At 63.7% G+C, this 23,783-nt stretch carries 21 protein-coding genes and 1 other RNA gene; 7 read left to right on the top strand and 15 right to left on the bottom strand.

The window, feature by feature from the left end:
* Positions 1-72: 72 nt before the first annotated feature.
* The 7 genes from PCA10_RS24660 to ssrA all read right to left on the bottom strand — a co-directional run bounded on the left by PCA10_RS24660 (position 73) and on the right by ssrA (position 5,792).
* On the bottom strand, positions 73-372 hold the full coding sequence (locus PCA10_RS24660; protein WP_016494807.1) for a hypothetical protein: 300 nt from the start codon (positions 370-372) through the stop codon (positions 73-75).
* Positions 372-1,901, bottom strand: coding sequence for a DUF3631 domain-containing protein (locus PCA10_RS24655; protein WP_016494806.1), 1,530 nt, complete (start codon positions 1,899-1,901; stop codon positions 372-374). Before PCA10_RS24655 ends, PCA10_RS24660 begins: the two co-directional genes overlap by 1 nt.
* Positions 1,898-2,806 carry a toprim domain-containing protein gene (locus tag PCA10_RS24650; RefSeq protein WP_016494805.1) on the bottom strand — a complete coding sequence of 303 codons (909 nt, stop codon included), beginning with the start codon at positions 2,804-2,806 and terminating at the stop codon, positions 1,898-1,900. The genes PCA10_RS24655 and PCA10_RS24650 overlap by 4 nt, the downstream gene beginning before the upstream one ends.
* Positions 2,806-3,027 (bottom strand): helix-turn-helix transcriptional regulator, encoded by a 222-nt coding sequence (locus PCA10_RS24645; RefSeq protein WP_016494804.1) that lies wholly within the window; start codon positions 3,025-3,027, stop codon positions 2,806-2,808. The genes PCA10_RS24650 and PCA10_RS24645 overlap by 1 nt, the downstream gene beginning before the upstream one ends.
* A gap of 468 nt (positions 3,028-3,495) precedes the next feature.
* On the bottom strand, positions 3,496-4,005 hold the full coding sequence (locus PCA10_RS24640; protein ID WP_041770437.1) for a hypothetical protein: 510 nt from the start codon (positions 4,003-4,005) through the stop codon (positions 3,496-3,498).
* Between the two features lie 4 nt (positions 4,006-4,009).
* On the bottom strand, positions 4,010-5,251 hold the full coding sequence (locus tag PCA10_RS24635; protein WP_016494802.1) for a tyrosine-type recombinase/integrase: 1,242 nt from the start codon (positions 5,249-5,251) through the stop codon (positions 4,010-4,012).
* A gap of 166 nt (positions 5,252-5,417) precedes the next feature.
* Positions 5,418-5,792: a transfer-messenger RNA gene (gene ssrA, locus PCA10_RS29395) on the bottom strand.
* A 141-nt stretch (positions 5,793-5,933) separates the two neighbouring features.
* Here ssrA and PCA10_RS24630 point away from each other — a divergent pair.
* A complete protein-coding gene (locus tag PCA10_RS24630) occupies positions 5,934-8,852 on the top strand; it encodes an ATP-binding protein (RefSeq protein WP_041770436.1) in 2,919 nt (972 codons plus the stop codon).
* Between the two features lie 146 nt (positions 8,853-8,998).
* Here the strand turns inward: PCA10_RS24630 and PCA10_RS24625 are convergent, their stop codons facing one another.
* The 5 genes from PCA10_RS24625 to PCA10_RS24605 form a co-directional block, all read right to left on the bottom strand.
* Positions 8,999-9,244: a hypothetical protein gene (locus tag PCA10_RS24625; RefSeq protein WP_016494800.1), complete on the bottom strand. Its 246-nt coding sequence runs from the start codon at positions 9,242-9,244 to the stop codon at positions 8,999-9,001.
* Between the two features lie 128 nt (positions 9,245-9,372).
* On the bottom strand, positions 9,373-9,654 hold the full coding sequence (locus PCA10_RS24620; protein WP_016494799.1) for a hypothetical protein: 282 nt from the start codon (positions 9,652-9,654) through the stop codon (positions 9,373-9,375).
* 239 nt (positions 9,655-9,893) lie between these two features.
* Positions 9,894-12,701: an FAD-binding and (Fe-S)-binding domain-containing protein gene (locus PCA10_RS24615; RefSeq protein WP_016494798.1), complete on the bottom strand. Its 2,808-nt coding sequence runs from the start codon at positions 12,699-12,701 to the stop codon at positions 9,894-9,896.
* Between the two features lie 60 nt (positions 12,702-12,761).
* Positions 12,762-13,907, bottom strand: a complete 1,146-nt coding sequence (gene lldD, locus PCA10_RS24610; protein WP_016494797.1) for an FMN-dependent L-lactate dehydrogenase LldD — start codon at positions 13,905-13,907, stop codon at positions 12,762-12,764.
* Between the two features lie 75 nt (positions 13,908-13,982).
* Positions 13,983-15,668, bottom strand: a complete 1,686-nt coding sequence (locus PCA10_RS24605) for a lactate permease LctP family transporter (protein WP_016494796.1) — start codon at positions 15,666-15,668, stop codon at positions 13,983-13,985.
* A gap of 324 nt (positions 15,669-15,992) precedes the next feature.
* On the opposite strand from PCA10_RS24605, the gene PCA10_RS24600 reads away from it, so the two are divergent.
* The gene (locus PCA10_RS24600) at positions 15,993-16,760 is read left to right on the top strand and encodes an FCD domain-containing protein (RefSeq protein WP_016494795.1); all 768 of its coding nucleotides are present in this window, start codon (positions 15,993-15,995) and stop codon (positions 16,758-16,760) included.
* Positions 16,761-16,802: 42 nt separating this feature from the next.
* On the opposite strand, the gene smpB is transcribed toward PCA10_RS24600, so the two are convergent.
* Positions 16,803-17,282, bottom strand: coding sequence for an SsrA-binding protein SmpB (gene smpB / locus PCA10_RS24595; RefSeq protein WP_016494794.1), 480 nt, complete (start codon positions 17,280-17,282; stop codon positions 16,803-16,805).
* A 153-nt stretch (positions 17,283-17,435) separates the two neighbouring features.
* On the opposite strand from smpB, the gene PCA10_RS24590 reads away from it, so the two are divergent.
* Together PCA10_RS24590 and PCA10_RS24585 are read left to right on the top strand one after the other, a co-directional pair.
* Positions 17,436-17,870, top strand: coding sequence for a type II toxin-antitoxin system RatA family toxin (locus PCA10_RS24590; protein WP_041770964.1), 435 nt, complete (start codon positions 17,436-17,438; stop codon positions 17,868-17,870).
* Complete coding sequence (locus PCA10_RS24585; RefSeq protein WP_016494792.1) at positions 17,863-18,183, top strand: RnfH family protein; 321 nt, start codon at positions 17,863-17,865, stop codon at positions 18,181-18,183. The genes PCA10_RS24590 and PCA10_RS24585 overlap by 8 nt, the downstream gene beginning before the upstream one ends.
* 52 nt (positions 18,184-18,235) lie before the next feature.
* On the opposite strand, the gene PCA10_RS24580 is transcribed toward PCA10_RS24585, so the two are convergent.
* Complete coding sequence (locus tag PCA10_RS24580; protein ID WP_016494791.1) at positions 18,236-18,769, bottom strand: outer membrane protein assembly factor BamE; 534 nt, start codon at positions 18,767-18,769, stop codon at positions 18,236-18,238.
* A gap of 99 nt (positions 18,770-18,868) precedes the next feature.
* Between PCA10_RS24580 and fur the strand changes: the two genes are divergently transcribed.
* Positions 18,869-19,273, top strand: a complete 405-nt coding sequence (gene fur / locus PCA10_RS24575) for a ferric iron uptake transcriptional regulator (protein WP_016494790.1) — start codon at positions 18,869-18,871, stop codon at positions 19,271-19,273.
* A gap of 81 nt (positions 19,274-19,354) precedes the next feature.
* Here the strand turns inward: fur and recN are convergent, their stop codons facing one another.
* Complete coding sequence (recN, locus tag PCA10_RS24570) at positions 19,355-21,028, bottom strand: DNA repair protein RecN (protein ID WP_016494789.1); 1,674 nt, start codon at positions 21,026-21,028, stop codon at positions 19,355-19,357.
* Positions 21,029-21,183: 155 nt separating this feature from the next.
* Between recN and grpE the strand changes: the two genes are divergently transcribed.
* Together grpE and dnaK are read left to right on the top strand one after the other, a co-directional pair.
* Positions 21,184-21,753 carry a nucleotide exchange factor GrpE gene (gene grpE / locus PCA10_RS24565; RefSeq protein ID WP_016494788.1) on the top strand — a complete coding sequence of 190 codons (570 nt, stop codon included), beginning with the start codon at positions 21,184-21,186 and terminating at the stop codon, positions 21,751-21,753.
* A 100-nt stretch (positions 21,754-21,853) separates the two neighbouring features.
* Positions 21,854-23,767 carry a molecular chaperone DnaK gene (gene dnaK, locus PCA10_RS24560; RefSeq protein ID WP_016494787.1) on the top strand — a complete coding sequence of 638 codons (1,914 nt, stop codon included), beginning with the start codon at positions 21,854-21,856 and terminating at the stop codon, positions 23,765-23,767.
* Positions 23,768-23,783: the final 16 nt, after the last annotated feature.

Below are 23,783 nucleotides of genomic sequence, written 5' to 3'. Positions count from 1 at the left end.
CGTCAACAGGCCCCCGCACGCGACAGTCTCCGCCGCAAATGGCGGCAGACTGCCGTGGCAGTTCGCCAACCATTATCCCTCCAGGATGTCGGAATCCGGCCAGCGCCAACGGGCGGCCTCCAAGGCTTCTGCATAGGTCATTGGCTCGCCAACCATGGTGCAGATGGTTTTGCCTCCGAGGGTTATCTGCCAATGGCTGCGGCGCTCCAGACCGTCATTCGCTGCCAGCTCCGCGAGCAGTTCCAGGCGGTGGGCTTTCACGTACAGCCGAACATCTGGGGTCAGCTTCGATGCAGGGGAAACGACGATGCGCTTCCCCTTGGCCTGGGCCGTCAGGCCACGCTCGCGGAGGAAATCGATAGCAGCGCCCATTACAGCTCCTCCGTGTCGTTTTCATCCCACAGCGGCAGTGCTTCCTCTTTGTCGAGAGGGGGTGTTTTATCCGCTACATCGCTACAACTCGCGCCAACCGTGGCTTTGCTTGTAGCGGAAGGCTCTTTTTGCGTAGGAGCTATAGCGCTCTCCGCAACGCTGCAGGCCTTGTCGTTACTGGGTTGTAGCGGTGTAGCGCTTGTAAGGTGGGTGTCTACGGAAAGGTAGCGGCCAAAGGCGTCGGTGAACTGTTCCAGGTGATAGCCCTTCTTCACCTCTAAACCCAGGCGCACATCCTTCGACTTGATTCCGAAGTCGGTGAGCTTGGCCGAGAACTGGCGCGGCGACATGGGTTTGCCCCGATTCCAAGTTGCCCACGGAGCTTCCTCGTCGGCGATCAGCGCATTCAGCAAATCGGCGCCGAAAATCTTGAGAGCGCGCTTGTCGTCGAACACGACCTTTACGTCCGCCAGCAGTTCAGCACCAATGCTCGGCGCTTCACCTTCCAGACCGTGGAGCGTGATCGCGGCATTGCGGGCCATCTTGGGCCAGTGCTCGCCCACCAGGTCAGCGATAGCCAGCAGCGGCTCCCATGCGTCGTTGGCGCGGTCGTTCAAACCGGGGATGGGGGTGGGCCTTGCTTTGCTGATTGCCTCTGCGCTGTCGAGCGCGAAACGGGCCAGCCGTGCGCGCAGGCAGTCCCACAGCGCCGGGTCAGAGTGGCGCAGGCTTTCCACGTTTTCGCCCGGCGTACGTCGGCGCAGGCGGAGCGGCACGCTGCGGTCGGCCAAGGTGTCTGCAATCTTGCCGATGCCACACAGTGCCTTGGCGCCCCAGACGTTGAACGGGGTGGGTATGTGGTCGTCGCCCACGCAGCGGATGACGGTGGCGCTATCCCGAGTGAAGCCGGCATTCAGAATGCCGCGTGCATCCTCATGGGCCGCTAGGAAAGCATCCACCTCATCGATCAGCAGGGTCGGTGCCCACAGCTCAATGGAGCGGAACAATGCAGCCGGGGCGATGTTGGACACCTGCAACGGCCGGTAAGCCAGTTTGCCCAAGGCAGTGAGCAGGATGGACTTGCCGCAGCGTTTCTCCGGGGCGGTGATGTTGGCGATGGGGGCCACCTGTACCACGTCCACCAGCCAGGTGAAGGTTACCCACAGGGCAGCCGCACGGAGCGTTTCCTTGTCGGCGATGACATGGCGGGCCAGGGCGTGGGTTACATCATCCAGCAGGACGGTACCGTTCACCGGATCGGGCCAGGGCTCCACTTCGACGAAGATTCCGCCGCTAGGCCGGTTGTTGTCATTACTGCTGGCAGTGAGCTTGTCGAACTCCACCATGCTCAGGCGCTTGGTTTCCTTCACCTGTGCGCGCAGGCGGGCGAAAGCGGCAGGGTCTTTGCCGCGCAGGGTACGAAACAGCTCCAGAATGGCCGGCGCGTACAGGGCGCCAGCGTCGTGTTCCAGATTGCGAATGGCGAGCTGAATGGGGCTTTGGGCTTCCGGTATCAATGCAGTGTTCATGCGCGGGCCTCCTGCCATTGGCGCAGGTCATTGAAGTCGGTCAGGTGCAGGGGAGCGCCAGTCGGCCACGGCGGCAGGATCAGCTCACAGTCCAGGCCAGCAGCGGCTGCGATGGCCAACGTCTTACCGGGGTTGCCTTCGGTCTGGCGGTCGTCATCCCCGGCGACTATCAGTACGACGTCAGGGTGGCGACGGTTCAGGTGACGGCCAGTCTCCAGCAGGTTGCCGGCATTCATCGCACAGGCGACCGGATGGCCGGTTTCTGCGTGCAGGGTTGCTCCAGTTGCCCAGCCTTCACACAGGTACAGCGGCTCGTCGGCAGTGATGAGGCCAAGCGGCGAATAGCAGCCCTTCACCCGGCCGCCGGACAGGAAACGCTTTTGTCCGTCGTTGGCGATGCGTTGCAGGTTCACCAGCTCGCCCGAGAGGCACAGCGGCACCAGCAGCAGATCCGCGTGCTGGCGCAGGTTGTACGGGCGGCAGCCCTTGGCGATCAGGTAGGGATGTTCGGGGTCGGCGCGGAGAGCATTACGCCACAGCCGCTTGGCATACTCGGCGGCGGCCTGCTGGCGCTGGTGCTGCTCGGCATCCCGCTGGCGCTTGGCCTGCTCTATGCGCTGGGCGATCAGCTGGGCCTCCAGCGGATCGGCCGGCTTGCGGCTGCTCCAGGTGTACGAGGTACCTACCTTCCAGCTACCGAAGCAGCCCGAGGCGATACCATCTGCGAACAGCACATACCAGCCGTTGTGCGTCCCGAGCTTGTCGCCGGGGACATGGAAGCGGTGAATCGAACCATCCGCTACCGGCTGCAAATCCATCGTGCCGAAGGTGGCAGCCAGTTTGTCGCGGAACAACATTACGGCGTCGGTCACCGCAAACGGGGTGAAGCGCAGAGCGAGGCCCATTAGGCGTCACGCTCTTTGATCTTGGCTGCGAGCCAGTCATTCAGTTCCGCAATCACGTAGTACGCAGTAGCCTGGCGGCTATTACTGAATTTGATGGGTTTGGGAAAGGTCGGGTCTTTCTTGCGCAGCTTATCCAGGCCGGAGCGGGTCTGGCCGATGGCCTTGCATACTTCGGTCTGAGGAATCAGTGCTTGGTCAATGGTGGGGTGGGTTGGGTGCATTTGAACGCCTCCGTATTAGGTACGGGGCGAACGGTAAGCGGCACTGTAGTGGAGCCTTAAACCACCATAAGTGGGGTTATGGTGGCGGTAGCGGATCTTCGGTTGTCAGCTTCAGTTGATCTTCCCGCAAGTATTCGAACCCTTCTCAATCTCGCTGGACGACACGGTTGCTGAGCCCCACGCGAACCGGCAGCGCAGCACCTGTGGTGGCATCTTCCCAACAGTAAGGTGAGTTTGCTCTGCAGCTGCTGCGGAGTGGCCTAAATCGGGTGCTTTAGCGACTGCGGAGTGCAACTGGGATGAAAATTGCCTCGCGCGTGCGCGCGTATTGCTCTCATAACTCGGTTGTTTGGATGAACAGCGCATTCATCAGGGTGCTGCTGGGGCCAGATCTAAGCCTCTGAGTTGTGGGCTCGGAGCGCGCGGCAAGCAGTTCTCCGACAGAGCCGCAAACCACCATGGGTGAGGTCATGGCTTTACAGGGCGCTCTCCGGCTATCAGCTCCAACTGTTCATCCGGCAGGCATTCGACCCCTTCTCGATATGCCTTATAGGCCCGCTCGACGATACGATTGCTAACCCCCATGTGCTCAGCAGCATCTGTTACAGCGTCTTCCCAGTTGGCGCCTTTGCGCCTTTGTCTGACGACCAGGGCGGCCGCGCTTACGTCACGTGAAAAGGTGTCCGGTCGGTTGTGTTCGCCTTTAATTGCCTTGAGGCCAAATGCCTGGTCAGCAGACTTTCCCGAGATGATGAGGGCAAAGGCATGCTTGATCAGTAAATGGAGCACCTCAACATCGTAGTAGTCGCCATCTTCCATTCGCTCATGGAAATACTCGATCAGATTGCGAGCAGCATCTGGGGCGTACTGGTGCTTGATGCATTCGACTGCTGTGAGCAAGTCGTCTCGGGTCACGTTGTCCCACTTTCTCATGAAGTTCGCTCCGAATTCGGAATGCGCCAATTGCTGGTGCGTCACGCCGTCATGCCTTGCGCTTGAGCTGAACCACATTGCCTGTGGCCAGCTTGTCCAGGTGATCGGCATACCACTGCATCATCACCTTGCGCTGATCCAGATAGGTGCTCTTGTCATAGACGCCCCGGACACCTTCCTTGACGTGGGAGAGCTGGGCCTCGACATGCTGTGAGTCGAAGCCGTTTTCGTTGAGGATGGTGCTGGCAAGGTGACGGAAGCCGTGCCCCGTCTGGCGACCTTCGTAGCCCAGGCGGCGCAGGGCCATGAGGAATACGGTATTGCTACGTGGCTTGGTAGTGTCGCCGCGGCCAGGGAACAGAAGCGGGAAGCTGCCGGTGATGTTGTGCAGCTCTCGCAATAGTTCAAGGGCTTGGTTGGGCAGGGGCACCAGATGTTCTCGGCGACGCTTCATTCGTTCGGCAGGGATTAACCAGAGTCCAGCATCCAGGTCGAACTCCTCCCAGCTGGCTTCGCGCAGCTCGGAAGGGCGGCAGGCGAGCATCGTCTGAAGTTGTAGGCCGATGCGAACATCAGGTGCATGGGGGTAGGAGCGAATGGCCCGCAGCAGTGCAGGTAGCTCCTCAAGGGATACATGGGCGAAGTTTTCGACTGGCTTGGTCAACAGGAACTTGTGCAGCCCTTCGAGCGGGTTGTGTGTCGCGCGGCCGGTGACTCGGGCAAGGTCGTATATCTCACGGCACATACCACGCACGCGGCTGGTTTGTTCGACGATGCCGGTCTGCTCCATGCTGCGCAGGAATTCCATCCACTCCATCGGCAGAATGCCGGTATAGGGCCGCTTGCCGAACTCAGGGAACACATGTTTCTCAAGCGCGCCGATGGTGCGAACGGCCGTTCCTTCCGTCCAGGTCTTGCACTTGGTTGCGTACCACTCGCGGGCCAGATGCTCGAAGGTATTGTTGGCCGCTTCGAGCTCCGCTGCCTTCCTGGCACGCTTGGTGGCCATGATGCTGCCGTCTTTGGCTGTACTGTCGCGCAGCTCGCGGACCTTGCGGCGAGCCTGTTCGCCGGTCAACTGGTGGTCTCCCGTTCCGTAGCCGCCGAGTCCCAGCCAAGACCATTTTCCGTCCGCCTTCTTGTACCGCAGCTGCCAGGACTTCGAGCCATCAGGCTTTACACGGAAATACAGGCCGTCGCCGTCCAGTTCCCGGTATTCCTTAGTTTCCGGGTCCAGGCTGGCGAGCACGGTGTCGGCCAGCGGGCGGCGCTTGATATCGCTGCGCTTCATGGCTTGTATCCCCTCGGTTCATTTTTAAGGTCAGGATACATGCTGGGATACACGGCGGGCAATGGTGTAGGGGAGCGTATGGGGGCGTGTAGAAACAAGAAAGCCCGCACAGGGCGGGCTTTCAGGGGTGTTTCCGATCATGTGGGAACATGTGGAAACTTTGGTTTGGTGGAGCCGGGGGGATTTGAACCCCCGTCCGCCAGCTCTCCGCTTTCGGGACTACATGCTTAGCCAAGTCTACTGAGTTAGCTCTTTGCGGCCCGACTGGCAGGGTGCTCAGAGCGAGCTGTATAAGTTTTAGCCGTTACGTCTACAGCGAACTTGGCGGCGATCCTGTTCTATCTGACAGTCATTTCGGGTTTACAGGCATCCCCTTATGACTGCTGGCAGCCGAAGCCGCCAGAAGGGTTAGGCCGCGAGGGCCGCCCCGTAGTTGTCGTCGTTGGCAACTAATAGTTTGCAGCAGCTAATTTACGAGGTCTGCTACCAGCTCGGCATGCCCCTAGAGTTTTGTTACCGGCGTCGAATCCTAATCGGCCCCAAGAACTGCAGGGTGTACAACGGTGCCTAGTCTACGGCATAAGAGAGGCCAGCGTCGACTTTGCTTTTGCCTTAACGTGGTGGGTGCTTGCGATATGATTGCAGGCTATTGTCAGGAAGACCTTTGAGCCGAGACGTCGCCATGCCGCGTTCTGCCCGAACCCCCTTGCGCCAGTGGATCTGGCGCGCCTTCGTACAGAGTGCCCTGATCCCGCTGATTCTGGTCGAGTCGGTGCTGATCACGGCTTATCTGTTGACCAACAGCGCGATCCGCGACGCCCAGGTGGACTACCTGCAGCAGAGTGCGCTGGAGGACCTGAGCAGTGCCGTGCTGCGCGAGGGCAAGGTGATCGATATGCGCCTGCAGGGCATCGAAGTGCCCACCCGGCTGTTCCGCGATGCGGTGGGACGGGGACTGCAGGACAAGCGCTACCAGCCCGACGAGCTGGAGCGCCAGCGCCATGTGCTGAGCTCCGATGGCGTCTACTACACCCGCAGCGACGACGGCCGCGCCGCTTCCTTCTATGCCAGCAGCACGCCGGTGGAGAAGCAGGATCACGAAAAGGCCCTGCGCCTGTCCCAGGTCGACCCGCTGATGCGTTCCATCCGCGAGGCCAACCCGCTGGTGGCGGCGGTTTACTTCAACAGCTGGGATAGCTACAACCGCATCTATCCCTTCTTCATGACGCCCGAGCAGTATCCCCATGACATGGTGATACCCAACTACAACTTCTATTACCTCGCCGACGCCAAGCACAACCCGCAGCGCAAGACGGTCTGGACCGACGTCTACCTCGACCCGGCCGGCCTCGGCTGGATGATGTCGGCCATCACCCCGGTCTACCACGGCGACTTCCTCGAAGGCGTGGTGGGCCTGGATATCACCGTGGGGCAGATGCTCGGCGAGATCGGCAGCCTCAAGGTGCCGTGGCAGGGCTACGCCATGCTGGTGAGCCGGGACCACAGCATCATGGCGCTGCCCGAGGCGGGCGAGCGGGACTTCGGCCTGCGCGAGCTGACGCGCTTCTCCTATGACGAGGCGGTGCGCCGCGAAGTCCTCAAGCCCGAGGACTTCAACCTGTCCCGCCACCGCGAGATGCAGCCCCTGCTGGAGGCCATGGCCGCCGGCAAGGGCAATGTGCAGGAAGTGGAGCTGGGCGGGCGCAAGCAACTGGTGGCCTGGAGCGAGATTCCGCAGACCGGCTGGCGGCTGATGATGGTGGTGGACGAGGCCAACATCTTCAAGGAAACCAACCGTCTCGCCGAACGCTACCAGCAGATCGGCTACCTGCTGATTGCCGGGCTCGGCTTCTTCTACGCGCTGTTCTTCGCCTGGATGTGGGCGCGCTCGCGGCGCCTCAGTGGCGAGCTGGCCACACCCATGGCCGGCATCATGGGCATGATGAAACGCATCGGCCAGGGCGACTTCCGGCCTCCGGCACCGAGCAGTCGAATCGCCGAACTGCAGGCATTGGCCGAGGCGGTGCAGCTCAGCGGCGCGCAATTGCAGGCCAGCGAGGAGGAGCGCCTGGAAGCCCGGCGCAACCTCGACCTGGTGCTCGAAAGCACCACGGAGAGTCTCTGGGAGGTGGACGCGATCACCCTCTCGATCAAGATGAGCGGGCGCTTCGTCAAGCGCTTCGGGTTGCGCAGCGAAAGCATCACCTTCGCCGAGTTCAGCGAGCGCGTGCACCCGGACGATGTCGAGCGGGTGCGCCGCCTGCGCATGCTGTTCTCGATCAGCGACCAGGACAACTTCGACGCCGAGTACCGCTTCGCCGATGTCGAGGGGCGCTATGCCTGGCTGCTCAGCCGGGGCAAGGTGCTCGAGCGCGACTCCGACGGTCGTGCCTTGCGGGTGGCCGGCACCCATGTGGATATCACCCGGCTCAAGCAGGTGGAGGAGGAGCTGCGCGTGGCCAGCCGCGAGGCCCAGGCGGCCAGCCAGGCCAAGAGCCGATTCCTCTCCAGCATGAGCCACGAGCTGCGCACGCCGCTCAACGCCATCAACGGTTTCGCCCAACTGATCGCCCTGGAGGCCGAAGGCCAGGACGACCGCAAGGTGGAAGGCGACTATGCCCAGGAGATCGTCAACGCGAGCCGCCACCTCACCTCGCTGGTGGACGACATCCTCGACCTGTCGAGCATCGAGAACCGCCGCCAGAAGCTGCAGCTCAAGCCCGTGGATATCGGCCCGCTGCTGGCCAGCTGTTCCGAGCTGATCCAGCCCGAACTGCAGGCGCGCCACCTGCAATTGCAACTGATGGTGCCGCCGGTGCCGCCGCTGCATGTGATGGCCGACGCCCGGCGCCTGCGCCAGGTGATGCTGAACCTGCTGTCCAACGCGGTGAAGTACAACAGCCCGCAGGGCATGGTGAGCATGGGCTACGAGGTGCGCCCGGCGGCTGTGCGCCTGTGGGTTGCAGACAGTGGTCCGGGCCTCAACCGCGAGCAGCAGACCATGCTGTTCCAGCCGTTCCAGCGCCTTGGACGGGAGAATTCGACCATTCCCGGCACTGGCATCGGCCTGGTGTTGTGCCGCGAACTGGCGGAGTTGATGGGCGGCGAGATGGGCTTCAGCAGCGCGCCGGATATCGGTAGCCGTTTCTGGATCGACCTGCCCAGCGTCTCGACGCCGGATGACTTCGAGCCGCCCGTACCGATCACGGACGAAGCGGAGGCGCCGGCGGTGCTGCCGAAGGTGCTCTGCGTGGAAGACCACGCCGCCTGCCTGAAGGTGCTGCAGGAGGGCCTGCGGGACATGGCCGAGGTGCGTGGCGCGGGTTCGGTTGGCAAGGCGCTGAGCCTGCTGGCGGACATCACCCCGGCCCTGCTGCTGCTGGACCTCGACCTGCCCGACGGCGATGGCCTGGATGTGCTCGACTTCGTGCGCTCCAGCCCGCGCCTGGCCATGACGCCGGTGCTGGTGGTGAGTGCGGCGGTGGATGAAAAGCTCCTGGCCGAAGCGCGTCGGCGCGGCGCGGATGCTTGCCTGAGCAAACCGGTGGACCTGAAGCAGGTCCGTCGGATGGCGCTCTCGCTACTTGGCCAGGAGGCCTGAGAACCTGCTTACGATCTGCTGCGCGTCGGCCCTGCTGCGTTAAAAACAGGCTCGGAATGCTCATTTACAGCTCGTAAACTCCGCTTCCTCGCCTGTTTTTGCCTTGCATGGCTCTAGCTCGCGATATCGTAAACAGGTTCTTAGGGTTACTCGCTGGACTGAAGCAGGTTCAAGGCTTCAGCCAGCACCTTCTCGGACTCGGCGTGATCCCCGGAGTTGTGCAGCTCCTCGCCTTCGGCGCGGAGTTTTTGCACTTGCTCGAGTACGGCGGGGTCGGCCGGTGGGTCGGACTTCAGGATCTGATCGATCTTCGCCATGTCTGCGGGGCAGTGTGAGGCGAGAACCGGGGCGCTGAGCAGTGCGGCGGCAAGCAGTAAGGCAAAACGGCGCATGTCGGACCTCCTTTTCGGGTTGACTGCTGAGCAGTATAGGTAAGCTTCCGGGCTCCGCCGGACGCGGGCTGCAGCTGTTTGAAACGGCCGCCATGACGGCCCGGGGCCGTCATGGGCAGGGCGCCGTGTCAGCTCGATTCACCGCCGCTACCGTTGGTGCTGGGTTGCTCCAGGCGTTGCAGCGCCATGCTGCTGGCGTTGATGCAGCCTTCGGTATCACCGTTCTGCTGGGCCTGTTGGGCCTTCATGTGCAGTTCCTTGACCTGATCGCGCAGCGGATCGCCAATGTTGTTGTTGGCGGCCAGGGCGTCGTCGATTTTCTGCAGGTTGACGGTGCACAGGTCTTCGTTGGCGAAGACCGGCGATGAAGCCAGCAGGGCGGCGGTGATGAACAGGGCAGTACGTTTCATGGGATGTTTCCTCTCGGTTTTTGCGGCGCGAGGGCCTTTGCGTACGAGACGGACAAGCCAAGGGCATTCGCCGAGGCTTACAGGAGTGGACTGCACGGCCGACGAGGGGGTTCAGGTCAATTGCGTAGACGGGTCTCTTGTAGGGGCGAATTCATTCGCCAAGGGGCGCATGGCGCCCCAATCGAACTTCCCGGCCGAACCTGCGGTTCGGTTGGCGAATGAATCCGCCTCCACATGCTTTAGGTGCGGGGACGGGTCACGCGGTCCACCAGATAGACCAGCCCGTGGTAGTCGATGCCACCGTGCTGGGTGAGGCCGATCTCGCAGGTGCGGCTGGTGGAGACGCCCTCGTCGCAGTACTGCACCGCATCCTTGAGCGAGCGCAGGGAGTGAGCGTTCAGCTCCGGGGTGGTGAAGCCCTTGTCGCCGGCGAAACCGCAGCAGTGGATACCTTCGGGGATCACCACCTCGGTGGTGCAGCGCCGGACTATGTCGATCAGCCCCTGGGCCTCGCCCAGGTGCTGGGTGCTGCAGGTGACGTGGATGGCCACCGGCTTGTCCTGGGGCTGGAAGTCCAGACGCTCCAGCAGGTGGCTGCGGATGAAACGCACCGGGTCGAACAGTTGCAGCCGCGCATCCAGGCCGTCCTGGACCAGGCGCAGGGTGCAGGGGCTGGTGTCGCAGTAGATGGGGTCGAGGCCGCCCCGGCTGGCGGTCAGCAGGGCGTCCACCAGTTCGCGGCGCTTGTTCTCGGCCTGCTCGGCGTAGCCCTTGGACGCGAAGGGCTGGCCGCAGCAGAGGTTGTCGAGGTTCTCCGGGAACACCACCTGGTAGCCGGCCTTCTCCAGCAGCATGCGGGTCTTGTCGATCAGCGGGACCTGCTCGCGGTCGCCGGCGGCCGGGCCCATGGCCCGCGACACGCAGGCCGCCAGGTAGACCACCCGTGGGCGTGCATCCAGCGGCTGCGGGCTGAAGTGAATGGGCGCCACGGCCTGGGGCAGGGCGGGGGTCCATTGCGGCAGGCGGTTGCCGGAGAGCTGGCGCAGGGCGCCGGAGGTTTTCTCCAGCAGCGGTGCGCCCAGCACCCGGCGCGCGCCAGTGGCGACCGTCAGGGTCAGGCGCACGCCCTTGAGCGCGGTGGCGAAGTGACCGGCCAGCCAGTCGGCGCTGCCGGCGTGATGGGCGTCCCGCGCGCGCAGCTTGCGCACCAGGTCGCCGGTGTTGATGCCCACCGGGCAGCGCTGGGCGCAGAGGCCGGTGGCGGCGCAGGTGTCGATGCCCTGGTAGTGGTAGGCCCGTTCCAGCTCGGTGGTGTCGATGCCTGCGCGCTGCTTGGCCTGGATGTCACGCCAGATCACGATGCGCTGGCGCGGGCTCAGGGTCAGGCCCTTGGACGGGCAGACCGGTTCGCAGAAGCCGCATTCGATGCACTTGTCGACTATCTCGTCGGCGGCCGGCAGCGGCTTGAGGTGCTTGAGGTGGATCTCGTGGTCCTCGCTGAGGATCACGTCCGGGTTGAGGATGCCGCGTGGGTCCAGCAGGCGCTTGATCTGCCACATCAGCTGGTAGGCATCGCTGCCCCATTCCAGCTCGACGAAGGGCGCCATGTTGCGCCCGGTGCCGTGCTCGGCCTTGAGCGAGCCACCGAACTCCACCGCCACCAGTTGCGCCACGTCCTGCATGAAGGCTTCGTAGCGGATCACCTGTTCGGGGCTGTCGAAGCCCTGGGTGAAGACGAAGTGCAGGTTGCCTTCCAGGGCATGGCCGAAAATGATCGCCTCGTCGTAGCCGTGCTTGTCGAACAGCTGGATCAGCCGGTTGACCCCTTCGGCCAACTGCTCCACGGGGAAGGTGACGTCCTCGATTATCACCGTGGTGCCGGTCTGGCGCACGGCGCCGACGGCGGGGAAGGTGTCCTTGCGGATTTTCCACAGCAGGTTGTACACCGCCGGGTCTTCGCTGAAGTCCACCTTCTGCTCCAGGGGGAACTGCGCGATGGAGGCCATGATCAGGCCGAGCTGCTCGTGCAGGAGATTCTGGCTGGCGGCGCGGGATTCGATGAGCAGGGCGCAGGCGTTGGCCGAGAGGCCCTTCACCCACTCGGGCATGCCCGGCTTGTTTTCCACCGAGCGCAGGCTGCGGCGGTCCAGCAGCTCCACCGCCGACACCGGCTGGCTCTTCAGCAGGGTCACGGCCTTGCAGCAGCTTTCCACGTCGGGGAAGACGATCAGCGCGCTGGCCTTGTGCGGGTGGTCGGGCACGGTGTCGTAGGTCACCGCGCCGATGAAGCCGAGGGTGCCTTCGGAACCCACCAGCAGGTGGCTGAGGATATCCAGCGGCTCGTCGAAGTCCACCAGGGCGTTCAGCGACAGGCCGGTGGTGTTCTTCAGCCGGTACTTGTGGCGAATCTTCGCTGCGAGTTCGGTGTTGGCGCGGGTGCGCCGGCCCAGTTCGGCCAGTTCGGCCAGTAGTGGGCCGTGGCTCCGGCGGAAGTCGGCGACGCTGGCCGCGTCCTCGGTATCCAGCAGGGTGCCGTCGGCCAGCACCAGGCGCAGGCCGGCGAGGGTGTGGTAGCTGTTCTGGGCCGTGCCGCAGCACATGCCGCTGGCATTGTTGGCGACTATGCCGCCGATCTTGCAGGCGTTGATCGAGGCCGGGTCGGGACCGATCTTGCGGCCGAAGGGCGCCAGCCAGGCATTGGCCTGGGCGCCGATGACCCCGGGTTGCAGGCGGATCTGCGCGCCGCCGTCACGGATGTCGCGGCCGTTCCAGTTGTCCCCCAGTACCAGCAGCACGGAGTCGCTGATGGCCTGGCCGGAGAGGCTGGTGCCGGCGGCGCGGAAGGTCACGGGCACCAGTTCGGCGTGGGCGGCCTTGAGCAGGGCGATGATTTCGGCCTCGCTCTCGACGCGGATCACCAGCTTGGGAATCAGCCGGTAGAAGCTGGCGTCGGTACCGAAGGCCAGGGTGGACAGCGGATCGTCGAAGCGCCGGTCACGGGGGATCAGGCGCTCGACGGTATTGGTGAAAGGAATCGGCAGGCTCATGCGGTGTCCCGTCTATTTGTCGCGGGCCGCGGGCGGCCCGCTTGGGGTTCTGGTGGCCGCTCAGCGGCCGAGTTCGCGTACCAGCGAGTCGGCGGAGATCTCGCCGATGTTCTTGGCGCCGGTGAGCACCATGGCCACGCGCATTTCCTTCTCGATCAGGTCCAGCAGATTGCTCACACCGGCACCGCCTGCTGCGGCCAGAGCGTAGACGAAGGCGCGGCCGAGCATCACGGTGTCGGCGCCGAGGGCGAGCATGCGCACCACGTCCAGGCCGGTGCGGATGCCGGAGTCGGCGAGAATCTTCAGCTCACCCTTCACCGCGTCGGCGATGGCCGGCAGGGCGCGGGCGCTGGAGAGCACGCCGTCGAGCTGGCGGCCACCATGGTTGGAGACGACGATGCCATCGGCGCCGAATTTCACCGCGTCCCTGGCGTCTTCCGGGTCGAGGATGCCCTTGATGACCATGGGGCCGTCCCAGAAGTCGCGGATCCACTCCAGGTCCTTCCAGGAAATCGATGGGTCGAAGTTGGCGCCCAGCCAGCCGATGTAGTCGGCAAGGCCAGTAGGGTTGCCACGGTAGGTGGAGATGTTGCCCAGGTCGTGGGGCTTGCCCAGCAGGCCCACGTCCCAGGCCCAGCTCGGGTGCGTCATGGCCTGCAGCATGCGGCGCATGGCGGCGTTGGGACCGCTCATGCCGGAGTGGGCGTCGCGATAGCGGGCGCCGGGCACCGGCATGTCGACGGTGAATACCAGGGTGGTCACCCCGGCGGCCTTGGCCCGCTCCAGGGCGTTCTTCATGAAGCCGCGGTCCTTCAGCACGTAGAGCTGGAACCACATGGGGCGGTCGATGGCTGGCGCCACTTCCTCGATCGGGCAGACCGAGACGGTGGACAGGGTGAAGGGGATGCCCTTGGCCGCCGCCGCCTTGGCCGCCTGCACCTCGCCACGGCGGGCGTACATGCCGGTCAGGCCCACCGGGGCGAGCGCCACCGGCATGGACAGGGTCTCGCCGAACAGTTGGGTCTCAAGGCTCAGCTCGGACATGTTCCGCAGTACGCGCTGGCGCAAGGCGATGCTGGCCAGGTCCTCTACGTTGCGACGCAGGGTGTACTCGGCATAGGCGCCGCCGTCGATGTAGTGGAACAGGAAGGGCGGCAGCTTGCGCTGGGCGGCGGCGCGGTAGTCGGTGGAGGCGGAGATGATCATGAATTCGATCCGATTCGGGGCTTCAGGGCAGTGAAAAGGAACCGGGCCGCGTCTACGCGCGGCCCGTAAGCGCTATCAATGGACCAGCATGCCGGTGAAGACATAGGCCTGGGCCAGGGTGATCAGGCCGACCATGGCGGCGAAGATCAGGCTGTGCTTCAGGGTGAAGCGGAACAGGTCGGATTCCTTGCCGACCATGCCGGTGGCGGCGCAGGCCACGGCGATGGATTGCGGCGAGATCATCTTGCCGGTCACGCCGCCACTGGTGTTGGCCGCTACCAGCAGGGTGTCGTTGACGCCGATCTGGTGCGCGGTGGTGGCTTGCAGCGAGCCGAACAGGGCGTTGGACGAGGTATCCGAACCGGTCAGGAACACGCCCAGCCAGCCGAGGAACGGCGAGAAGAACGGGAAGGCCGCGCCGGTGCCGGCCAGGACCAGTGCCAGGGTGGTGGACATGCCGGAGAAGTTGGTGACGAAGGCGAAGGCCAGCACCATGCCGATGGACAGGATCGGCCACTTCAGCTCGATGAAGGTCTCCTTCAGAGTGGTCAGACCATTTTTTACATCGATCTTCAGGACGAACATGGAGATCAGTGCCGAGAAGAAGATCGCGGTGCCGGTGGCCGATACCGGGTCCAGCTTGTAGACGGCCGGGATGGCGGTGGCGGTGGCGACAATGGGCGCGCCTTTCATCACCAGCTGGTCCAGGTGCGGGATGGCGAACATGAAGACGAACTGCTCCAGCACACCGCCCGGGGCGAACAGGGCCTTGAAGGGCTTCAGGGTCCAGATGGTCACCAGCACGGTGAGTACCAGGAAGGGCGACCAGGCCTTGAGGATCTCGCCGAAGCTATAGGGCGAAGGCGTAGTGCTGCGCGCACCGCCGAAGCCGCCCATCACCGCCGCACCGCCGGATACGCCAACTACCTGGGCGTCCTCGGCACGCTTGGGCTGCCAGACCTTGAGGAACAGGGTCAGGGACACCAGGCTCACCAGGGCGGAGGTGATGTCCGGCAGTTCCGGGCCGATGAAGTTGGAGGTGAAGTACTGGGTGACGGCGAAGGTGGCGCCGGCCACGAGAGCTGCCGGCCAGGTTTCCTTGATGCCGCGCCAGCCGTCCATCATGGCCACCAGCCAGAAGGGCACGATGATCGACAGGAAGGGCAGTTGGCGGCCGGTCATGGCGCCGATCTTGAAGGCGTCGATGCCGGTCACCTGACCCGCGACGATGATCGGGATGCCCAGGGCGCCGAAGGCTACCGGCGCGGTGTTGGCGATCAGGCACAGGCCCGCGGCGTACAGCGGGTTGAAGCCCAGGCCCACGAGCAGGGCCGCGGTGATGGCCACCGGTGCGCCGAAGCCCGCCGCACCCTCGAGGAAGGCGCCGAAGGAGAAGCCGATCAGCAGCACCTGCAGGCGCTGGTCGTCGGTGATGGACAGCACCGAGCTGCGGATCACCTCGAACTGGCCGCTCTTGACCGTGAGTTTGTAGAGGAACACCGCCGCGACGATGATCCAGGCAATCGGCCAGAGACCATAGGCGAAGCCATAGCCGGCAGCGGCGAAGGCCATGTCCACGGGCATCTGGAAGGCGAAGATGGCGACCGCGAGCGACAGCGCCAGGGTGATGGTACCGGCGATGTAGCCCTTCATGCGGAACACCGCCAGGGCCAGGAAGAAGAAGATGATCGGGATCAGAGCGACGAGCGCCGACAGCCAGAGGCTGCCAAGGGGGGTATAGAGCTGCTGCCAGGTTTGCATCGTGGGGTGGCTCCCTAATTGTTTTTGGAGTGCCTGTTAGCCGGATCGGGCGAAAACCGTTGCGCTCGTGGCGCTGCGGCAGGCGAAGACCGAGTCGGCGCTGCTTGTCGGATAAATTGGTAAGACCAATTTACAATCTCGACGGCTCAGAGTAAAAGCCGGACTATCCTTGTGTCAATTTGCCGCGTTGCGACTTTGGTCGAGCGTGGGATGAATGGTGGGCTGCTTGTGCGGGGTGAGCGCGGTGGTTAGGCTGCCGCGTCGCGCGCCGCAGGCGCCGTTCCAGATGGCCGCCCGTGGTGGCGAGAAAGGGTGGGTAGAGCAATGGGATTCGGTCAGGTGCGTCAGCGCCGTTTGTCGGACGATATCGTCAGTCAGCTCGAAGGGATGATTCTCGAGGGCACCTTGAAGGCGGGCGAGCGCTTGCCCGCCGAGCGTGCCCTGGCCGAGCAGTTCGGCGTATCGCGCCCTTCACTGCGCGAAGCGATCCAGAAGCTGGTGGCCAAGGGGTTGCTGGTCAGTCGCCAGGGTGGCGGCAACTATGTGGCGGCCGAACTGGGCACCACCTTCAGCGATCCCTTGTTGCAATTGCTCGAGAGCAATCCCGAGGCCCAGCGCGACCTGCTGGAGTTCCGCCATACCCTGGAAGGCTCTTGTGCCTACTACGCCGCGCAGCGGGCGACGCCGGTGGACCACCAGCGGCTTACCGAGGCCTACGAGACGTTGCAGGCCTGCTACGCGCCGGGCAGCAAGGCCAGTAGGGCGGATGAGGGCGCGGCGGACGCGAGTTTCCACCTGGCGATTGCCGAGGCCAGCCACAATGCCGTGCTGCTGCACACCATCCGCGGGCTCTTCGACCTGCTCAAGCACAACGTGGTGACCAACATCGGCGGCATGTACCTGCAGCGGGGCGAGACCCGCGAAATGCTGACCCGGCAGCACCGGGCCCTTTTCGAGGCGATCATCGAGGGGCGTGCCGAAGAGGCCCGGGAGATTTCCCACCAGCACATCCAGTACGTGCAGGAGGTCCTGGAAGAAGGGCAGCTGGAGGCGCAGCGGTTGGCGCGGGCGCAGAGGCGCCAAGGGCTCTGAGACAAAAAAGCCGGGCAATGCCCGGCTTCTTTTGGGGTGGGCTTATTCCTTGCCCTTGGTGCGCATCGCTCGCGCGATCTCGCGGTCGGAATCGCGTTCCTTCTCCGTGGCGCGCTTGTCGAATTCCTTCTTGCCCTTGGCCAGGGCGATCTCGCACTTGATCAGGTGCTTCTTCCAGTAGATCGACAGCGCCACGCAGGCGTAGCCCTTCTGTTGCACCGCGCCGAACAGTTTGCCCAGCTCGCGCTTGTGCAGCAGCAGCTTGCGACTGCGCACCGGGTCGGCGATGACGTGGGTGCTGGCGGTCTTCAGGGGGGTGATGTGGCTGCCCAGCAGCCAGGCTTCGCCGTCCTTGAGCAGCACGTAGCTGTCCACCAGCTGTGCCTTGCCAGCGCGCAGACTCTTCACTTCCCAGCCGGCGAGAGCCAGCCCGGCCTCGAACTTCTGTTCGATGGAATAGTCGTGCAGCGCCTTCTTGTTAAGGGCGATGGTGCCTTCGGGGTGTTTTTTTTGCTTGGCCATAGGCGGCGCATTATAGGGAGTCGCAGACGGCGCGGCTACGGCGGCGTAGGCTTGAGCGATGCCGGTGAATCCCTGACAATGCGGCACTTTTTTGACCAGCCCGGTACGGCAACTGCCCGTGCCATGCGGCTCGGAACCCTGTTCGAGGCCAAGATGACCACCCATATCCAGCGCTCCGCCCTGTTGCCGTTTCCTGCGCAGGCGCTCTACGACCTGGTCAACGACGTGGCGCGCTACCCGGAATTCCTGCCCTGGTGCTCGGCCGCCAAGGTGATGGAGGAGAGCGAAAACCACATGCTGGCCAGTCTCGAAGTCGCCAAGGGCAGCCTCAGCCAGCGCTTCGTGACGCGCAACAAGCTCGATGGCAGCAGCACCATCGAGATGAGCCTCGAGGAAGGCCCGTTCAGCCAGTTGCACGGCGTGTGGCATTTCAAGGCGCTGGGCGACAAGGCCTGCAAGATCAGCCTGGACCTGCGCTTCGACTATGCGGGCCCGATCATCAAGGCCACCCTGGGTCCGTTGTTCAACCAGGCCGCCAACACCATGGTGGATGCCTTCTGCCAGCGGGCCAAGCAGCTCTATGGCTGACACATTGATCGCGGTCGAGGTGGTCTACGCCCTGGCTGATCGTCAGCAGTTGCTGCGCCTGAGCCTGCCCAAGGGGGCCAGTGCGCGTGATGCGGTGCTGCGCTCGGGCATGCAGGCGTATTTTCCCGAGCTGGACCTGGCCGGGTGTCCGCTGGGCATCTTCGGCAAGGCGTTGCCCAGTCCCGAGCAACGGCTGCTGGAAGAGGGGGATCGCGTGGAGATCTACCGGCCGCTGCTTGTCGATCCCAAGGAAGTTCGCAAGCTGCGCGCTGCCAAGGCCGCCCAGGCCAGGAGCGGCGAGCGCGACGCCTGATTCGCGCCCATGAAAAAGCCCGGGACATGCCCGGGCTTTTTGTTGCCGCAGATTACTGCGGCGAGGTATCCAGGGGTTCCGGAATCGGGACCGGTACCGGTTCGGCGCTGTCCACTTCCTTCTGGATCTTCTCCAGCAGGGAGCCCGGTGCCGCAGGCTGTTCCGCCTTGGGCTGTTCGGTGGGCTGTTCAGGCTTGGCCTGGGTGGTGGTGGAGGTGCCTTGGCCGCCGAGGATCGCCTCGTCACGGCTCACGCCGGGCATGAAGTCGCCGGCCAGGCCGACCAGTTGATCGTTATCGTCGAACGTCAGGCTGACGCGTTCCTGAAGACGCTGACCGCCACCCGGTTGGATGCTGTAGAGGTAATCCCAGCGGTTGGCGTAGAAGGTATCGTTGATCAGCGGGTTGCCGAGGATAAACCGCACTTGACGTCGGGTCATTCCGGGCTTCAACTGGTCTATCATATCCTGCGTTACAACGTTGCCCTGCTGGATGTCGATTTTGTAGACCCCGGGAAACGAGCAACCGGCGAGTGCGAGCAAGCCTGCGAGTGAGAGGCTGGTCAGCAGGAGCTTGGTGTTTTGCATCGGTGGGCGACTTCCACTATCTTGGCTGGGCATGAAAAGTCCCGATCATACCTGCATTAAGGGAAGCTGCGAAAGCCGCATTCCTCGAGAAAGCTGACCATGGTAGAAAACAACGAACTGCGTAAAGCCGGCCTGAAGGTGACCTTGCCTCGGGTCAAGATCCTCCAGATGCTCGATTCCACCGAGCAACGCCACATGAGCGCGGAGGACGTTTACAAGGCTCTGATGGAAGCCGGCGAAGATGTCGGTCTGGCCACTGTCTACCGTGTCCTGACCCAGTTCGAAGCGGCGGGGCTGGTGGTACGCCACAACTTCGACGGTGGCCATGCCGTGTTCGAGCTGGCCGACAGCGGCCACCACGACCACATGGTGTGCGTCGATACCGGTGAGGTGATCGAGTTCTTCGATCCGGAGATCGAGAAGCGCCAGAAGGAAATCGTCAAGGAGCGTGGCTACGAGCTGGTAGACCACAATCTTGTGCTCTATATCCGCAAGAAGAAGTAAGCGCTGCGCGCAAGGAAAAAGGCGACCCTCGGGTCGCCTTTTTCATTTGTGTCGCGTGGTGAACGTCGCGCGCAGCGGGTATCAGCTTTGCGCGCTGGTTACCATCTTCCTGGCGTGGGCCAGGGATTCCTCGGTGAGGTCGACGCCACCCAGCATCCGCGCGATCTCCTCGATGCGCGGCGCTTCCTGCAGTTTGGCCACGGCGGTGCGGGTTTCGTCGCTGCCGCGCTGCTTGTGCACGAAGAGGTGGTGATGGCCCTGGGCTGCCACCTGCGGCAGGTGGGTGACGGTGAGCACCTGGCCGCGCTCGCCGAGGCGGCGCAGTAGTTGACCCACCACTTCCGCGGTTGGGCCGCCGATGCCGACGTCCACTTCGTCGAAGACCAGGGTCGGCACGCGCGAGGTCTGCGCGGTGATCACCTGGATCGCCAGGCTGATGCGTGAGAGTTCGCCACCGGAGGCGACCTTGGCCAGAGCCTTCAAAGGCTGGCCGGGGTTGGCGCTGACCAGGAACTCCACCTGCTCCAGGCCCTGCTGCTGAGGTTCGGCCACCGGGTTGGCGTGCAGTTGGATATTGAAGCGGCCGCCGGGCATGCCGAGGCGCTGCATCTCGGTTTCCACGGCGCCCGCCAGGCAGCCCGCCGCGTCGCGGCGAAGGTTGCTCAGCTCTGTGGCTTTTTCCTGGTAGTGGCGTTCGTACGCGGCCAGTTCGTCGGCCAGGCGCTCGGCGGCTTCGTCGTCGGCATTCAGCGCTTCCAGCTCATCCAGCAGGCGCTGTTGCAGTTCGGCGAGTTCGCTCGGTTGTACCCGATGCTTGCGCGCCAGGGTGTAGATATTGTCGAGGCGTTCTTCGAGGGCCTGCTGGCGCTGCGGATCGGCGTCGAAGTGGTCGAGGAAGCGGTTGAGTTCGCCCATGGCTTCCTCCACCTGGATCTGCGCGCTGGACAGCAGGTTCACCGCTTCGCCCATGGCTCCAGGCTGGGTGGAGTAGGCGGTGAGCCGATTCAGGCTGGCGGTCAGGGCGCTGAGCACGTTGCCGGCGTCGCTTTCGCTGCACATGTCGATGACCTGGCGGCAGGTGGCGAGGAGGCTTTCGGCGTTGGTCAGGTTTTTGTGTTCCTGCTCCAGTTGCTCCAGTTCGTTCTCGCCCAGGGCGAGGTTCTCCAGCTCGTCCAGCTGGTAGCTCAGCAACTGGTGGCGGGCGCGTTGCTCGTCGCCGGCTCTGGACAGGCGTTCGAGCTCCTGGCGGGTCTGCCGCCAGCGTTGGGCGGCCAGTTGTACCTGGCGGGCGAGGTCGCTGGCGCCAGCGTATTCATCCAGCAGGCGGCGATGGGTGTCGGTCTTTAGCAGTGACTGGTGTTCGTGCTGGCCGTGAATGTCGATCAGCAGCTCGCCCAAGCTCTTGAGGTCGCCAAGAGGGCAGGGCGAGCCATTGATGTAGGCGCGCGAGCGGCCTTCGGCGGTGATCACCCGGCGCAGGATGCAGGGGCCGTCCTGTTCGAGGTCGCGCTCGGCCAGCCAGTCGCGGGCTTCGGCGATGGCGCTGACGTCGAAGCTGGCGAGGATGTCTGTCTTGTCGGCGCCGGGGCGCACCACGCCACTGTCGGCGCGATCGCCCAGGGTCAGCCCGAGGGCGTCGAGCATGATCGACTTGCCCGCACCGGTTTCGCCGGTGATGACCGACATGCCGGCCTCGAGCTCGAGGTCCAGGTGCTCGACGATGGCGTAGTTATGGATAGACAGGTGTACCAGCATGGTGCGACTCCCGCGCTGAGATGGCTGTCTATTTATACAGTGTTTGTTTTCTGGCTGACAATCGCCCCTCCCCCTTGAACCGACAAATTGCGGCCCCATATAGGCGGACATATCAGCGGCTCTTGCCCGCAATAGATTTTCATGAGGAGGAAGACATGGCCGACGAACAGACCCTGGACACCCAGACCCCCGAAGCGAATTCCGCCGCCGAAGCCGTATCCGGCGAAGACCTTGCCACTCGCGTGCAAGTGCTGGAAGAGCAGTTGGCCGCGGCCCAGGATCAGTCGCTGCGTGTTGCCGCCGAGCTGCAGAACATCCGCCGTCGTGCGGAGCAGGATGTGGAGAAGGCGCACAAGTTCGCGCTGGAGAAGTTCGCCAATGACCTGCTGCCGGTAGTCGACAGCCTGGAGCGCGGCCTTGAGCTGACCAGCGCCACCGACGACAGCATCAAGCCGGTGCGTGAGGGTATGGAGCTGACGCTCAAGCTGTTCCACGACACCCTCAAGCGCTACCAGCTGGAAGCCGTGGACCCGCACGGTGCGCCGTTCAATCCGGAGCACCATCAGGCCATGGCCATGGAGGAAAGCACCCATGTCGAGCCGGGCAGCGTGCTGAAAGTGTTCCAGAAGGGCTACCTGCTCAATGGCCGCCTGCTCCGTCCCGCCATGGTGGTGGTCAGCAAGGCTCCCAGCGTTACGCCGCCGTCGATCGACGAGCAGGCTTGAAATCCGGGCTCGGGCCCCCATCTGTTAGATCAAGCGTTTATTTGCTGCCGCGGTCCGTGAAATGAGGCCGCGGAGAATCCAAAGTTTCGGGAGAGAGAATATGGGCAAAATCATCGGTATCGACCTGGGGACCACCAACTCTTGCGTGGCCATCCTGGAAAACGGCAGCGTCAAGGTGATCGAGAACGCCGAAGGCACTCGCACCACGCCGTCGATCATCGCTTACACCAACGACGGTGAGACCCTGGTGGGCCAATCCGCCAAGCGTCAGGCGGTGACCAATCCGCAGAACACCCTGTACGCCGTGAAGCGCCTGATCGGTCGCCGCTTCGAAGAAGACGTCGTGCAGAAAGACATCAAGATGGTTCCCTACAAGATCGCCAAGGCCGACAACGGTGACGCCTGGGTCGAAGTGAAGGGCCAGAAGATGGCGCCGCCGCAGATTTCCGCGGAAGTGCTGAAGAAAATGAAGAAAACCGCCGAAGACTACCTCGGCGAGCCGGTCACCGAAGCGGTCATCACCGTTCCGGCCTACTTCAACGACAGCCAGCGTCAGGCCACCAAGGACGCCGGCCGCATCGCCGGTCTGGACGTCAAGCGCATCATCAACGAGCCGACCGCGGCTGCGCTGGCCTACGGCATGGACAAGTCCAAGGGCGACCACACCGTGATCGTCTATGACCTGGGCGGCGGTACCTTCGACGTGTCGGTGATCGAGATCGCCGAAGTGGACGGCGAGCATCAGTTCGAAGTGCTGGCCACCAACGGCGACACCTTCCTCGGTGGTGAAGACTTCGACCTGCGCCTGATCGACTACCTCGTCGACGAGTTCAAGAAAGAGTCCGGCATGGACCTCAAGGGCGATCCCCTGGCCATGCAGCGCCTGAAGGAAGCCGCCGAGAAGGCCAAGATCGAGCTGTCCTCCAGCCAGCAGACCGACGTCAACCTGCCGTACATCACTGCAGACCAGACCGGTCCGAAGCACCTGAACGTGAAGATTTCCCGCGCCAAGCTGGAAGCCCTGGTGGAAGACCTGGTCGCTCGTACCATCGAGCCTTGCCGTATCGCCCTGAAGGACGCCGGCCTGGACGTGTCCGACATCCAGGAAGTGATCCTGGTCGGCGGCCAGACCCGCATGCCGCTGGTGCAGAAGCAGGTAGCCGACTTCTTCGGCAAGGAGCCGCGCAAGGACGTGAACCCGGACGAAGCCGTCGCCATCGGTGCTGCCATCCAGGGCGCCGTACTGGCCGGTGACGTGAAGGACGTACTGCTGCTCGACGTTTCCCCGCTGACCCTGGGTATCGAAACCCTGGGTGGCGTGATGACCGCACTGATCGAGAAGAACACCACCATCCCGACCAAGAAGTCGCAGGTGTTCTCCACTGCCGACGACAACCAGTCCGCCGTGACCATTCACGTGCTGCAGGGCGAGCGCAAGCAGGCTGCCCAGAACAAGTCCCTGGGCAAGTTCGACCTGGCCGAAATCCCGCCGGCGCCCCGTGGTGTGCCGCAGGTCGAGGTGACCTTCGACATCGACGCCAACGGCATCCTGCATGTGTCCGCCAAGGACAAGGCCACTGGCAAGCAGCAGTCCATCGTGATCAAGGCCAACTCCGGTCTGTCCGAGGAAGAAATCCAGCAGATGGTGCGTGACGCCGAGGCCAACGCCGAGGAAGACCGCAAGTTCGAAGAGCTGGCCGCTGCCCGCAACCAGGGTGACGCGCTGGTCCACGCCACTCGCAAGATGATTGCCGAGGCTGGCGACAAGGCCACTGCCGAAGACAAGGCCTCCATCGAGAAGGCGCTGGGCGAGCTGGAAATCGCGGTGAAGGGTGACGACAAGGCTGAAATCGACGCCAAGATGAACGCCCTGTCCCAGGTTTCCGCCCCGCTGGCGCAGAAGATGTACGCCGACCAGGCCCAGGCTGGTGAACAGCCGCAAGCTTCCGGCGCGGACAAGGCGGGCGACGATGCCGTCGACGCCGAGTTCGAAGAGGTCAAGGAAAACAAGTAAGTGTCACGCTTGCTTC

It is taken from the genome of Pseudomonas resinovorans NBRC 106553 (assembly GCF_000412695.1).
Lineage (GTDB): Bacteria > Pseudomonadota > Gammaproteobacteria > Pseudomonadales > Pseudomonadaceae > Metapseudomonas > Metapseudomonas resinovorans_A.
Note: the sequence above shows the minus strand (reverse complement) of the source record. Positions and strands in the feature narration are given on the sequence as shown.

Coding starts and splice junctions, on each gene's coding strand:
- PCA10_RS24660 (WP_016494807.1), bottom strand. CDS start 372: ATGGGCGCTGCTATCGATTTCCTCCGCGAGCGTGGCCTGACGGCCCAG.
- PCA10_RS24655 (WP_016494806.1), bottom strand. CDS start 1,901: ATGAACACTGCATTGATACCGGAAGCCCAAAGCCCCATTCAGCTCGCC.
- PCA10_RS24650 (WP_016494805.1), bottom strand. CDS start 2,806: ATGGGCCTCGCTCTGCGCTTCACCCCGTTTGCGGTGACCGACGCCGTA.
- PCA10_RS24645 (WP_016494804.1), bottom strand. CDS start 3,027: ATGCACCCAACCCACCCCACCATTGACCAAGCACTGATTCCTCAGACC.
- PCA10_RS24635 (WP_016494802.1), bottom strand. CDS start 5,251: ATGAAGCGCAGCGATATCAAGCGCCGCCCGCTGGCCGACACCGTGCTC.
- PCA10_RS24630 (WP_041770436.1), top strand. CDS start 5,934: ATGCCGCGTTCTGCCCGAACCCCCTTGCGCCAGTGGATCTGGCGCGCC.
- PCA10_RS24625 (WP_016494800.1), bottom strand. CDS start 9,244: ATGCGCCGTTTTGCCTTACTGCTTGCCGCCGCACTGCTCAGCGCCCCG.
- PCA10_RS24620 (WP_016494799.1), bottom strand. CDS start 9,654: ATGAAACGTACTGCCCTGTTCATCACCGCCGCCCTGCTGGCTTCATCG.
- PCA10_RS24615 (WP_016494798.1), bottom strand. CDS start 12,701: ATGAGCCTGCCGATTCCTTTCACCAATACCGTCGAGCGCCTGATCCCC.
- lldD (WP_016494797.1), bottom strand. CDS start 13,907: ATGATCATCTCCGCCTCCACCGACTACCGCGCCGCCGCCCAGCGCAAG.
- PCA10_RS24605 (WP_016494796.1), bottom strand. CDS start 15,668: ATGCAAACCTGGCAGCAGCTCTATACCCCCCTTGGCAGCCTCTGGCTG.
- PCA10_RS24600 (WP_016494795.1), top strand. CDS start 15,993: ATGGGATTCGGTCAGGTGCGTCAGCGCCGTTTGTCGGACGATATCGTC.
- smpB (WP_016494794.1), bottom strand. CDS start 17,282: ATGGCCAAGCAAAAAAAACACCCCGAAGGCACCATCGCCCTTAACAAG.
- PCA10_RS24590 (WP_041770964.1), top strand. CDS start 17,436: ATGACCACCCATATCCAGCGCTCCGCCCTGTTGCCGTTTCCTGCGCAG.
- PCA10_RS24585 (WP_016494792.1), top strand. CDS start 17,863: ATGGCTGACACATTGATCGCGGTCGAGGTGGTCTACGCCCTGGCTGAT.
- PCA10_RS24580 (WP_016494791.1), bottom strand. CDS start 18,769: ATGCAAAACACCAAGCTCCTGCTGACCAGCCTCTCACTCGCAGGCTTG.
- fur (WP_016494790.1), top strand. CDS start 18,869: ATGGTAGAAAACAACGAACTGCGTAAAGCCGGCCTGAAGGTGACCTTG.
- recN (WP_016494789.1), bottom strand. CDS start 21,028: ATGCTGGTACACCTGTCTATCCATAACTACGCCATCGTCGAGCACCTG.
- grpE (WP_016494788.1), top strand. CDS start 21,184: ATGGCCGACGAACAGACCCTGGACACCCAGACCCCCGAAGCGAATTCC.
- dnaK (WP_016494787.1), top strand. CDS start 21,854: ATGGGCAAAATCATCGGTATCGACCTGGGGACCACCAACTCTTGCGTG.